General features: G+C 70.3%; 12 protein-coding genes. 7 read left to right on the top strand and 5 right to left on the bottom strand.

Translation table 11 applies throughout. The features are described 5' to 3' along the window. The first annotated feature begins 38 nt into the window (after positions 1 to 38). From ABD693_RS04760 to ABD693_RS04750, 3 genes are all read left to right on the top strand, one after another. A complete protein-coding gene (locus tag ABD693_RS04760) occupies positions 39 to 950 on the top strand; it encodes a sulfite exporter TauE/SafE family protein (RefSeq protein WP_344695876.1) in 912 nt (303 codons plus the stop codon). Further along, positions 943 to 1716 carry a TIGR02186 family protein gene (locus ABD693_RS04755; protein WP_344695875.1) on the top strand — a complete coding sequence of 258 codons (774 nt, stop codon included), beginning with the start codon at positions 943 to 945 and terminating at the stop codon, positions 1714 to 1716. The genes ABD693_RS04760 and ABD693_RS04755 overlap by 8 nt, the downstream gene beginning before the upstream one ends. Before the next feature lie 73 nt (positions 1717 to 1789). Then, positions 1790 to 3475 carry an ATP-binding protein gene (locus tag ABD693_RS04750; protein WP_344697571.1) on the top strand — a complete coding sequence of 562 codons (1686 nt, stop codon included), beginning with the start codon at positions 1790 to 1792 and terminating at the stop codon, positions 3473 to 3475. Positions 3476 to 3527: 52 nt separating this feature from the next. Here the strand turns inward: ABD693_RS04750 and ABD693_RS04745 are convergent, their stop codons facing one another. After that, positions 3528 to 3920, bottom strand: coding sequence for a UrcA family protein (locus ABD693_RS04745; protein WP_344695874.1), 393 nt, complete (start codon positions 3918 to 3920; stop codon positions 3528 to 3530). 56 nt (positions 3921 to 3976) lie between these two features. Then, complete coding sequence (locus ABD693_RS04740; protein ID WP_344695873.1) at positions 3977 to 4672, bottom strand: LytTR family transcriptional regulator DNA-binding domain-containing protein; 696 nt, start codon at positions 4670 to 4672, stop codon at positions 3977 to 3979. Positions 4673 to 4778: 106 nt separating this feature from the next. Between ABD693_RS04740 and ABD693_RS04735 the strand changes: the two genes are divergently transcribed. After that, positions 4779 to 5546: an alpha/beta fold hydrolase gene (locus ABD693_RS04735; RefSeq protein ID WP_344695872.1), complete on the top strand. Its 768-nt coding sequence runs from the start codon at positions 4779 to 4781 to the stop codon at positions 5544 to 5546. 4 nt (positions 5547 to 5550) lie between these two features. Here ABD693_RS04735 and ABD693_RS04730 read toward each other — a convergent pair whose 3' ends face one another. Both ABD693_RS04730 and ABD693_RS04725 read right to left on the bottom strand, forming a co-directional pair. Next, positions 5551 to 6588, bottom strand: a complete 1038-nt coding sequence (locus ABD693_RS04730; RefSeq protein ID WP_344695871.1) for a rod shape-determining protein — start codon at positions 6586 to 6588, stop codon at positions 5551 to 5553. A 124-nt stretch (positions 6589 to 6712) separates the two neighbouring features. After that, positions 6713 to 8131 carry a peptidoglycan DD-metalloendopeptidase family protein gene (locus ABD693_RS04725; protein ID WP_344695870.1) on the bottom strand — a complete coding sequence of 473 codons (1419 nt, stop codon included), beginning with the start codon at positions 8129 to 8131 and terminating at the stop codon, positions 6713 to 6715. A gap of 98 nt (positions 8132 to 8229) precedes the next feature. Between ABD693_RS04725 and ABD693_RS04720 the strand changes: the two genes are divergently transcribed. From ABD693_RS04720 to fdxA, 3 genes are read left to right on the top strand one after another with little or no spacing between them, the layout of a single operon-like run. Further along, complete coding sequence (locus tag ABD693_RS04720; protein ID WP_344695869.1) at positions 8230 to 10737, top strand: helicase-related protein; 2508 nt, start codon at positions 8230 to 8232, stop codon at positions 10735 to 10737. A gap of 5 nt (positions 10738 to 10742) precedes the next feature. After that, the gene (locus ABD693_RS04715; RefSeq protein WP_344695868.1) at positions 10743 to 11015 is read left to right on the top strand and encodes an RNA-binding S4 domain-containing protein; all 273 of its coding nucleotides are present in this window, start codon (positions 10743 to 10745) and stop codon (positions 11013 to 11015) included. A 32-nt stretch (positions 11016 to 11047) separates the two neighbouring features. After that, complete coding sequence (fdxA, locus tag ABD693_RS04710; protein WP_344695867.1) at positions 11048 to 11386, top strand: ferredoxin FdxA; 339 nt, start codon at positions 11048 to 11050, stop codon at positions 11384 to 11386. 22 nt (positions 11387 to 11408) lie between these two features. Here the strand turns inward: fdxA and ABD693_RS04705 are convergent, their stop codons facing one another. Next, a complete protein-coding gene (locus tag ABD693_RS04705) occupies positions 11409 to 12206 on the bottom strand; it encodes a MipA/OmpV family protein (protein ID WP_344695866.1) in 798 nt (265 codons plus the stop codon). Positions 12207 to 12225: the final 19 nt, after the last annotated feature.

Here is a 12225-nt window from a genome sequence, read left to right as displayed (position 1 = left end):
GACGGGAGGGGGCGGCTTCGCTACTCCTAGGCGCTCGCATGGATATCTACCTCCCCATCGCCAACATGAGCGTCAACGCGCTGCTCATCGTGGCGCTCGGCGGGCTGGTCGGCATCCTATCCGGGCTGTTCGGGGTCGGCGGCGGCTTCCTGACAACCCCGCTGCTGATCTTCTACGGAATCCCGCCGAGCGTCGCGGTCGCCTCGGCCACCACCCAGATCATCGGCGCGAGCGTGTCGGGCGTGATGGCGCACACCCGGCGCGGCGGGGTCGATTTCCGCATGGGGCTGGTGATGATCGTCGGCGGCCTGTTCGGGAGCCTCGCCGGCGCATTCCTGTTCCGGCTCGCGCAGGCGAGCGGCCAGATCGACGTGCTGATTGGCCTTCTCTACGTGCTCCTCCTCGGCAGCATCGGCGGACTGATGCTCAAGGACGCCGCCCAGGCGCTCGGCTGGCTGCCCAAGAAGGAGCTCGCCCAGCCGCGCCCCCGTCACCGCCGCTTCATCGCCGCCTTGCCGATGCGCTGGCGCTTCTATGCGAGCGGGCTCTACGTCTCGCCCCTCGCCCCCCTCGCGCTCGGCTTCGCCGCAGGCATCCTCACCGTCCTGCTCGGCGTCGGCGGCGGCTTCGTGCTGGTGCCCGCGATGATCTACATCCTCGGCATGGCCCCGCGCGTGGTGGTCGGCACCAGCCTCGTCATGATCATCGCGGTCAGCGCGGGCACGACCATGATCCACTCGCTGACCACCCATTCGGTCGACATCGTGCTTGCCGCCCTGCTGCTCGTCGGCGGCGTGGTCGGGGCGCAATATGGCGCGCGGATGACGACCAAGATCAAGCCCGACCTCCTGCGCTTCGCGCTCGCCATCATCATCCTGCTCGTCGCGCTGCGCATGGCGCTCGGCCTCACTTACCGGCCCGACGAGATCTTCTCGATCGAGTATGTCTAAGGTGCGCGTCCGGCGCCTCCTCCCCCTCGTCGCGAGCCTGCCGCTGCTGCTCGGCCAGGCGGGGCCGCGGCTGGTGCCCGACATTTCGGCGCGCAACATCGAGATTCGCTACAGTTTCAGCGGCGCGCAGCTCCTGCTGTTCGGCGCGATCCTCTATCCCGGCGGGCGCACCCCGACCCGTCAGCTCGACGTGGCGGTGGTGCTCAAGGGCCCGGTCCAGCCCTTGCTGGTGCGCGAGAAGCAGAAGATCGCGGGCATCTGGATGAACGCGGACAGCCACCGCTTCTCCTCGGCGCCATCCTATTATGCGGTCGCCTCCAATCGCCCGCTCCGCCAGATCCTCGATGAGCGCACCGCCGCGGTCTACGAGCTCGGCGTCGGCGACCTCCAGCTTTCGCCCGGCGGCGGCGCGCAGCCCGACAAGGAGCGGCGCTTCGAGACCGGCCTCCTCGAGCTTCGCACCCGGCAGGGCCTCTATGCCGAGGACGCCCACGGCGTGACGATCAGCGACGGCGTGCTCTATCGCGCGCGCATCTCCATCCCCTCCCAGGTCCCGGTCGGCACCTACGAGACCGAGACCTTCCTCATCGACCGCGGCAAGGTGATCGCCGCCTCGACCAAGGAAGTTGAGGTCCGCAAGGCCGGCTTCGAGCGGTTCGTCGCCACCGCCGCCCGGCGCCACGGCTTCCTCTACGGCCTGACCGCCGTGCTCCTGAGCCTGCTGCTCGGCTGGAGCGCTGCCGCGGTGCTCGGCCGACGAGGCTAGAAACTTCTTAACCACGGGCAGGCTAAGCGGGAGCTCGAACGACTAACCCCGCTTGAAGGACCAGGCCCGCGTGATGGACGAAAACGTCAACCTGAGGCAGCTCATCGACGAGCTTTCGATCGTCGCCGAGGACGACAACGGCAATACCGCGGTCCCGCTCAACCCGGAGAAGCTTCCGGCGCTGGGCGAAGTCATGGATATCGCGGGGTCGGGCAGCCAGGTGCGGTTCGACACCGCGCGGCTCCAGAACCTGTCGGGCCACCCCGATCCCTCGGTCGCCATGTCGGGCCAGGTCGGCAGCCAGGTAAAGATGGCGGTCGGCTCGTCGTGGCTGATCGCCAACGTCCGCACCATGAAGATGGACGATAGCGGCGCGGTGGTGGCGGCCATCGACTTCCTCGGCGAGGGCAGCCGCGGCAAGGACGGCGGCATGTCGGGCTTCCGGCGCGGCGTCACCCGCTACCCGATCCCGGGCTGCGAGGTGCATGCGGTCACCACCGCCGACCTCCGCCAGGTCTTCGCGGCCTCGGACAGCGCCCACGTCGAGATCGGCACCGTCTATCCGACCGACGACATCCGCGGCGCGCTCTACATCGACCCGATGCTCTCGAAGCATTTCGCGATCCTCGGCAGCACCGGCACCGGTAAGTCGACCTCGGTCGCGCTGATCCTGCACCGGATCTCCAACTATTCGCCCGAGGGTCACATCGTGATGATCGACCCGCACGGCGAATATTCGGCGGCGTTCAAGAATTGCGGCGAATTGTTCAACGTCGACAATCTGCAGCTGCCCTACTGGCTGCTCAACTTCGAGGAGCATTGCGAGGTGCTGCTCACCACCGAGGGGGCCGAGCGCAACCGCGACGCGGACATCCTCGCCAAGTGCCTGCTCGCCGCGCGCACCAAGAACAAATTCTCCGAGCAGTTCGGCAAGGTGACGGTGGATTCGCCGATCCCCTATCTGCTGACCGACCTCAACGCGATCATCGTCGCGGAGATGGGCAAGCTCGATCGCGCCGGCGACACCACGCCCTACCAGCGCCTCAAGACCAAGCTCGATGAATTGAAGGCCGACCCGCGCTACACCTTCATGTTCTCGGGCATGAACATCACCGATTCGATGGGCAGCTTCATCGCGCGGCTGTTCCGCCTGCCCGCCAACGGCAAGCCGATCAGCATCGTCGACGTGTCGGGCGTACCGTCGGACATCACCAGCGTCGTCGTCTCGGTGCTCGCGCGCATGGTCTTCGACTATGCGATCTGGAGCCGGACCGAGGCGCAGCGCCCGATCCTCCTCGTCTGCGAGGAAGCCCACCGCTACGTCCCCAAGGACGAGAACAACGGTGTCCAGGCCGTCCGCAAGATCCTCGAGCGGATCGCCAAGGAAGGCCGTAAATATGGCGTCAGCCTCGGCCTCATCACGCAGCGCCCGTCCGACCTTGCCGAAGGCGTGCTGTCGCAGTGCGGCACGATCATCTCGATGCGCCTCAACAACGACCGCGACCAGGCCTGCGTCCGCGCCGCCATGCCCGAAGGCGCGCGCGGCTTCCTCGACGCCATTCCGGCGCTTCGCAACCGCGAGTGCATCGTCTGCGGCGAAGGCGTCGCGATTCCGATCCGCGTCCGCTTCGACGACCTCGAGCCCGAGAAGCGCCCGGCCTCGAGCGACCCGAGCTTCGCCTCCTTGTGGCGCGAGACCGGCGGCGAAGCCGAGATCATCGCCCGCACCGTCAAGCGCTGGCGCGGCCACGGCCGGTAATTCGCACTGAGCCGGGGGGAGCAGGCGAGTGCCGCTCCCCCCATGCCCCCACTCAGCGAGCGCCGATCACCATCGAAATGGCGACGGCGGGTCCCACCGGCAGCCCGGCCATCTGCCGCTGCGCGCGGGTGACGGCCGCGGCGAACTGCTCGTCGGTGCTGCGGACCGCGTCGTCGGTGCACTGGCGCAGATAATAATCGCCGTTGAGATCCCAGCAGAGGCCGTCGGCTGTCTTGCGGATCCGCGACGACAGCTCCCGCTGCCCCGGCGCGAACGCGATGTTGAGATCGTCGTAGGACACCGTGCGCTGCAACGCGGGGTCGATCTTCTGGCCGCGGACGACGACGTCCTGCAGCGGGTCGGCCGCCGCCATCGCCGTGGCCCCGACAAGGCTGATCCCCATCGCAATGGCGGTGGTCAGGCAAACGAGTTTCCGGCGGTCCATGAGAGCCTCCCTGCATCCGGCGCACCAGTGCGCCGGTGAAGCCGACAGGTGCCGCCTTACTGAAGCAGCGTCAGGTCGTTTTCGGTGATCGCGGCCGGTGTTTCGCCGATCGGCGCGGCCATCGCCGAACCGGCCCCGCCGTTCGACGACTCGCCGCCCATGATCCGCAGCACGTCGTGGGTGTGGCTCTTGGCGACGGGGATGGCCGTGCCGTCGGCGAGCCGCGCGGTCCAGCGTCGCCCGTCGTGGACCAGCCGTTCGATGAACGCGATCCGCACGAGGCATGAGCGATGGAGCTGGACGAAACCCGCGCCGAGCATCTGTCCGGCGAGATGACCGAGCGTCTGGTGGAGCAGCCCGCTCCAGTCGCCGACGTGGACCCGCATATAGTCGCCCTCGGCCACGATCCGGTCGATCCGCGCCAGCGGCACGCGGCGGCGGCCGCCGCGGCACGGGATCCACAGGGCCTGCGTCTCGTCGCGCGGCGACGAACGTTCGATCACGTTGGCGACGAAGCTCGTCTCGATCCGGCTCACCAGCCGCGCAAGCGTGGTTCGGAGGCGATCGAGGCCGGCGTTGAACTCGACCATGTCGGCGCAGCGGCCCTCGACGATCAGGTCGAATGGCCCGCAGACTTCCATCGTCCGCACGACCTGCGGACATTGAACGATGCATGCCTTGAATCGCTGCAGCTCCTCGGCGGATGCGCGATGATCGAAGGCAAGGCATGCAATGACGGCGAGGTCGGTCATTGCCCTGCTCCCTTGTGAGCAGCCCGCCAATACTCCTCCGCGCCGGTCGCGACAATGAATCCGGGGCAAGGGCAGTCCGATTGCCGGTGCCGTTCGTTGCCGCCCCATGACCATCACCTTCGAGCGCCGCGGGAGCGGCAAACCGCTTCTCCTCGTCCACGGCTTGGGCAGCTCACGCGCGGCCTGGAACCCGATCCTGTCGCTGGTTCCGGACCGCGAGCTCATCCTCATCGACCTGCCCGGTCATGGTGCGAGCCAGGCCGAGCCCGACTCGGGGACCTTCGCGGGGCTTGCGCGGAGCCTGGACGCGTGGCTCGGCGAGAGCGACCTCAAGGGCGTCGCGATGGTCGGCAGTTCGCTCGGCGCACGGCTGGTCCTCGAGATGGCGCGGCGCGGCGTGAGCGGGCCCGTGGTCGCGCTCGATCCCGGCGGTTTCTGGGAGGGCTGGGAGCGAACGCTCGTCAAGACGACCCTGCTCGGCTCGGTGAAGCTGCTTCGCGCGCTCGGCAGCAACGTCCGCCCGCTCGCCCGCAATCCCGTCGGCCGAAGCGCGCTCCTCGCGCAATTGTCGGCCCGGCCATGGGCGCTCGACGGCGGGTTCGTCGCGCATGAACTCGTCGGCCTCGCCCGGACGAAGACCGCCGAGCCCCTGATCCGCGATCTTGCCGACGGTGCCGCCCAGACCGGTCCCGCCGCGTCGGGGCCGGTGACGATCGGCTGGGGACGCCACGATCGCCTCTGCCTGCCGGTTCAGGCGAACCGTGCGCTCGCGGCCTTTCCGGGCGCGCGACTCCACTGGTTCGACCACAGCGGCCACTTCCCGATGTGGGACGAGCCCGACAAGGCCGCCGCGCTGATCCTCGCCGCGACCTGACGGCTCAGGCCGTCATCAGCGCGCCGCGAAGCACCTGGTTCTCCAGCGTCTGGCCTGCGCCCAGTGCGACGCAGTTCATCGGCTCGTTGGCGATGTGCACGGGCAGGCCGGTCGCCTCGTGAAGCAGGGTCGAGATTCCCGTCAGCAGCGAGCCGCCGCCGGTCATGGTGATGCCGTGGTCGATGACGTCGGCCGCGATTTCGGGCTGGGTATGCTCGAGCGCGGTGCGCACCACCTCGACGATCTGGTTGACCGGCTCGGACAAGGCTTCGGCGACATGCGCCTGGTTGAGTTCGATCTCGGCCGGCACGCCGCGGCTGACGTCGAGCCCGCGCACGATGGTGGTACGGCCGATCCCGTCGCCCGGGCGCAGCGAGGTGCCGATCTCGAGCTTGACCCGCTCGGCCGTCCCCTCGCCGATGAGAAGGTTGAACTTGCGCCGGACGTGGCTCGCGATCGCATCGTCCATCCGGTCGCCCCCGACCCGCGCCGAGCGGCAATAAGCGAGGCCCTGGAGCGAGATGACGCCGACCTCGGTCGTGCCGCCGCCGATGTCGACCACCATCGAGCCGATCGGATCGGTCACCGGCAGCCCCGCCCCGATCGCGGCCGCCATCGGCTCCTCGATCAGCGACACCGAATCGGCGCCGGCATTGGTGACCGCGTCGCGGATCGCGCGCCGCTCGACGCTGGTCGCGCCCGAGGGAATGCAGATGACGACTTCGGGCCCGCGCCCGAAGCGGCTCGGCCCGCCCCCGGCACGGCGGATGAAATGCTTGATCATCTCCTCGGCGGTCTCGAGATCGGCGATCACCCCGTTGCGCAAGGGGCGCACGGTCCGGACGCCCCGCGGGGTCTTGCCGAGCATCAGCTTGGCGTCGTTGCCGACCGCGCGAACCTTCTGGATTCCGTCGACCATCTCGAGCGCGACGACCGACGGCTCACTGCTGACGATGCCCACCCCGCGCACATAGACGACGGTATTGGCCGTCCCGAGATCGATGGCGATGTCGCGCGACGACAGGCCGAACAGGCTACGCATGAAACTGGTCCCCACCCCGGAGCAATAATGGAAGGGGACGACGTTGGCCCCTGCGCGCAGGCGAGGCTAGTGGTTAACTGCGATTAAGCGTGATGCGTTCGACACTTGCGCCAGGCCGTGGCATTCAGACGCCGCGCAGCGCCCTCACCCGTGCCCGCAGGGCCGCCATCAGCCCCGCGTCGACGATCGGACGGGTGACGAAGGTCACGCCGAGCGGATTGACCGGCACCCCGTCCTTGAGGACTTCGTAGTGAAGATGCGGGCCGGTCGAGAGTCCGCTCGAGCCGACATAGCCGATCAACTGGCCCCGGTGGACGACGCTGCCCTCGGACGCGACCATGCCGCTCATGTGGTTGTAGGTGGTGACCAGCCCGCCCGCATGCGCGATCCGGATTTGGCGGCCATAGCCCCCGGCCCAGCCAGCACGGATCACCTGGCCGTCGGCGGCGGCGACGATCGGGGCCCCCATCGGCGCGCCGAAATCGATCCCCTTGTGCATCCGCAGGAAGTGCAGGATCGGGTGCATGCGCGACCCGAAGCCCGAGGTGATCGGCCCATCGACCGGGCGCAGCAGCCCGCTCCGGGTCGGCTCGGGCGCGGTCGCCTCGTCGAGCCAGGCGAGCTGGCCCCTCACGGGCCAGCGCACGAGGCTGATCGGCGCACCGCCCGAGCGGTCGAGCCGCGCATAGAGCAGCGGACCGGCATTGGCCTCGCCGCTGGCGGTCCGGGCCTGCGCGATGACGAGTTCGAAGCGGTCGGTCGCGGCGACCTCGCTCCCGACGTCGAGCCGGTCGCCGATCGCCTGGAGATAGTCCGCTGCCTGTTGCGGGCTCGCCCCCGCCGAGCGCAGCGCCCAGTAGAGCCCCCCGCCCGCGCTGCCGCGGATGCGCAAGGGCGTGCGGTCGATCGCCAGCGCCTTGCGGCTGGCGGCGAGACCATCGCCGGCGCGGAGGATCGTCAGCTCGAGATCGAGCCGGGCGCGGAAATGCAGTTCGTCGAGCGGCCGCCGTCCCGCCGCGTCGGGGGTCCCGAGCCGCAGCGACAAGGTGGTCCCGGCGGGCGGCACCGCGCCCTCGGCCCGGACCAGGCTCGCGGCCCGGACCGCATCGGACTGGCTGACGCCGTTGCGGGTCAGCAGCGCAACCATGTCGTCGCCGGCCGCGAAGACGAGGTCGAGGCTGCGGCTCTGGCGCAGCGGCGCGCTGGCGATCGGGCGCGCGAGCGGGCCTTCGCCCATCGTCATGCCGGTACGCGAGCCCGCGCCGAGCGGGGCGAGGCCGAGCGCCGCCTCCTGCCGCGCCTGGTCGGCCCCGGCGGCTTCGGGAATGCCCGCGGGGAGCGGCTCGATCGTCGGCGCGAGCTGGATCACCCCCGCGATCAGCGCAAGGAGCGTCGCCGCCCCGCGCCACCAGGTCCGGCTGAACGGCGCCTGCGTGAGATCCACCACCAGCCGGAACGGCGGCCGCGGCGGCTTCAGCGCAGCCGCCCGTCCGAACGCCGGAAGCGGCGCGGCGGCAACCAGGGGACGAGGCGACTGAAACATCCCCGCCCTTCTCGCCCAACAAGGTTAACGCGGGGCTAAGCGACGAAACGATGACGCGCCGACTTGCGCGCCGCGGCGTTGCTGCCAACATGGGACCCATGGCCGCGCGTAATGACGGCATCATCCGGGCCGTCCTCGGGCCCACCAACACCGGCAAGACCCACTTGGCGATCGAGCGGATGTGCGCCCATTCGTCGGGGGTCATCGGCTTCCCGCTGCGGCTGCTCGCCCGCGAGGTCTACGACCGGGTCGTCACGCTGAAGGGCGAGGCCTCGGTCGCGCTGCTGACCGGAGAGGAGCGGATCGTGCCGCCCAAGGCGCGCTACTGGCTGTCGACCGTCGAGAGCATGCCGACCGACCAGGACCATGCCTTCTGCGCGATCGACGAGGCGCAGCTCGGCACCGATCCCGAGCGCGGCCACGTCTTCACCGACCGGATGCTCCGCGCCCGCGGCCGCGAGGAGACTTTGATCCTCGGCTCGGCGACCTTGAAGCCGATGGTGCGCGAGCTCATCCCCGAGGCCGAGATCGTCAGCCGGCCGCGCTTCTCGACCCTGCGCTACGCCGGGTCGGTCAAGCTGTCGCGGCTCCCCCCGCGCTCGGCCATCGTCGCCTTCTCGGCCGAGCAGGTCTACGCGCTCGCCGAGATGCTTCGTCGCTTCAAGGGCGGGGCGGCGGTGGTGATGGGCGCGCTTTCGCCCGCCACCCGCAACGCGCAGGTCGCGATGTTCCAGCGCGGGGAGGTCGATTATCTCGTCGCCACCGATGCGGTCGGCATGGGCCTCAACATGGACGTCGCCCATGTCGCCTTCGCCGGCCTCGAGAAGTTCGACGGCCGCCGCGAGCGCCGCCTCACCATCCCCGAGATGGCGCAGATCGCCGGCCGCGCGGGCCGCCACCAGCGCGACGGCACCTTCGGGACGCTGGGGCTCGGCGGCGACAACGGTCCGGCCTTCACCGACGAGGAGATCAACGCGATCGAGGAGCATCGCTTCCGCCCCCTCGATCACCTCTACTGGCGCAACAGCGACCTCGACTTCACCGACGTCACCGCGCTGATCCGGAGCCTCGAGATGCGTAGCGAAGATCCCGTCCTGCGCTCCGCGCCGCTCGCGATCGATCTCGCGGTGCTGAAGCTCATCGCCGAGGATCCCGCCATCGCCGACCGCAAGGGGATCGCCGCGCGGCGGCTGTGGGCAGCGTGCGGCCTGCCCGATTTCCGGAAGGTCGGTCCGATGCACCACGCCCGGATGGTCCGGCGGGTGTTCGGCTACATCGCCGACGGCGGGCATCTCGCGCAGGACTGGTTCGCGGCCGAAGTCTCGCGGCTCGACAATGTCTCGGGCGACATCGAGGCGCTCGCCGACCGCCTCGCGGGGGTGCGCAGCTGGGCCTATATCGCGCACCGCTCGGACTGGCTCGCCGACCCCGCCAAATGGGCCGAGCGCACCCGCCAGGTCGAGGCGCGCCTGTCCGATGCGCTCCACGAGCGGCTGACCCAGCGCTTCGTCGACCGCCGCACCGCCGTCCTCGTCCGCGACATCGGCGCGCGCGGGGCCGATGCGCTGCCCGTCACCGTCGCCGCCGACGGCGAAGTCAGCGTTGGCCCCGAGCCGATCGGCCACCTCACCGGCTTCGAGTTCAAGGTCGATCCCGCCGCCCGGCTTGCCGACAAGCGCCTGCTCCTCGCCGCGGCCGAGCGCCGGCTGGGCGACGAACTCGACCGCCGCGCCCGCGCGCTCTGCGCCGACGAGGACCAGCGCTTCACCCTGTTCGCGCCGGCGGGCGGCGACATCGGGATCGCCGCCGACGGTCATCTCCTCGCGCGCCTCGCGCCCGGCCGGAGCCTGACCGAGCCCGCGCTGCGCACTGCCCGCGCGCTCGACCGGCTGTCCGCTCCCGCTCGCGCCGAGCTCCGCGCGCGGATGGAAGCCTGGCTCGAGCGGCAGGTCCAGCGCCATTGCGGCGACCTTGTCCGCCTCGGCGCCGCGTCCACCGACCGCCACCTCGGCGCCCCGGTCCGCGCGCTCACCGCCATGCTCTACGACGCCGGCGGCCTCATGCCCCGCCGCGCCTTGGCCGAGCCGATCGGCCAGCTCGACCGGCCGATGCGCGCCGCGCTGCACAAGCTCCGGGTCCGGCTCGGCGCGCTCGACGTCTTCGCGACCTCGCTGATGAAGCCCGAGGCGCAGCGCTGGCGGGCGGCCCTCCTCGCGGTCCGCGCCGGCCGGCCGATGCCCGCGCTCCCCCGGCCCGGCGCCGCGACGCTCGACGGCGCTTCCGATCGCAACGGTGCGGCGCTCGCCTATCGCCGGCTGGGCGAGACCTGGCTCCGGGTCGACCTCGCCGACCGCCTCGCCGCCTTCGCCCACCAGGCCCGCGCCGCCGAGCGTCCCGCCGGCACCCCGCTCGAGCCGGTCGACCGCGACCTCGTCACTTCGCTCGGCCTGTCGGAGACGGCGCTCGCCGCGCTGATGGCCGAGGTCGGCTTCCGCCAGACCGACAGCGCCTGGCACTGGCGCGGCACCCGCCCGCGCACCCGCGCCCGGCCGGCTCCCGCCCGCCCCGGCAACGCCTTCGCCGCCCTCGCCGGTCTCAAGCGCTAGGGCCCATGCGCCTCGACAAATATCTGTTCTGCATCCGCCTGTTGAAGTCGCGCACCATGGCGCAGGCGCTGATCGCGGAAGGCCGCACCCGGATCGACGGCCGCCGGGTCGAGAAGACCTCCGAAATCGTCCGCGTCGGCTCGACCATCACCCTGCCGCTGAGGGGCGCGATCCGGGTCATCCGGGTGCTCGGCTTGCCCGAGCGGCGCGGACCCGCGCCCGAAGCCCGGTCGCATTATGCCGAGCTCGGCGTTGACGACGGCAGCGGCCCGCAATAGCGCTTGCCTCAACAACAGGAGCGAGAAGACCCATGACCTACGTCGTCACCGACGCCTGCATCCGCTGCAAGTATATGGACTGCGTCGAGGTCTGTCCGGTCGATTGCTTCTACGAGGGCGAGAACATGCTCGTCATCAACCCCAACGAGTGCATCGACTGCGGCGTGTGCGAGCCTGAGTGCCCGGCCGAGGCGATCCTGCCCGACACCGAGAGCGGCAACGAGAAGTGGCTCGAACTCAATTCGACCTTCTCGGCGCAGTGGCCGAACATCACCCGCAAGAAGGACAGCCCGGCCGACGCTGACGAGTTCAAGGGCAAGGACGGCAAGTACGACGCCTATTTCTCGCCCGAACCCGGCGAGGGCGACTGAGGCCTAGGCGAGGGCGCCGCCCTCAGCGCTTCACCCGGAAGGTGTAGCTGAGGGCGAGGCCGCCCGCGATCTGGTCGCGCGAGCCGTAGCCGCGGATGAAGGGCGACTTGCCCGCATCGCCGACCAGCCGGTCGTAGCGCGCATAGCCGACGATGCCCCAAGGGCCGTTGCCGATCTGGCCGGCGAGCCCGCTGACGAGGCCGACGCCATACACCCCCGAGCTCGGGCGATAGACCGGAAGCCCGGTCCGGACCGCCGCCTCGGGCGAGACGCCGAAATAGGCGCGCTGGTAGCGGCCGTCCGACAGCAGCAGGCGCGGGCCGACCGACAGCGTGTAATGGTCGCCCTGCCGGACGATCGCGTCGGCGCCGACCTGGCCGACGAGGCCGTCGTGACCGCCGAGACCCTTGCGCAGCTCGGCGCGGAGCCGGAAACTGTCGGAGAATTGATAGTCGGCGAAGCCGCCGAGCTCGACCGTCCGGTCGACCTTGCCGATCGCGATCCCGGCATCCTTGTCCTTGCGCGCCGACTGGAGATTGCCGGCGACGCCGAGCGCGAGATCGCCGAACCGCACGAGATTGACGCCGAAGCCGTCGTCGGGCGCCGAGAAGCGGAAATCGGCGTCGCCGCGCGCGACGGCCACCCGGATCAGCGGCGCGAGGTCGACCTCGTCCGAGCCGATGAACTTGGGCTTCACCTGCCCGCCGAGCCCGATCCGCACGCGGATGTCGGGCTTGCCCTCGTCGACATAGGCCTGCGCATGGGCGGCGGCGGGGAGGAGCAGGGCCGAGGCGGCGGCGGCAAGGATGAGCTTGGTCATGGCCAACCGAACCCGCGAC

It is taken from the genome of Sphingomonas rosea (genome assembly GCF_039538065.1).
Lineage (GTDB): Bacteria > Pseudomonadota > Alphaproteobacteria > Sphingomonadales > Sphingomonadaceae > Sphingomicrobium > Sphingomicrobium rosea.
Note: the sequence above shows the minus strand (reverse complement) of the source record. Positions and strands in the feature narration are given on the sequence as shown.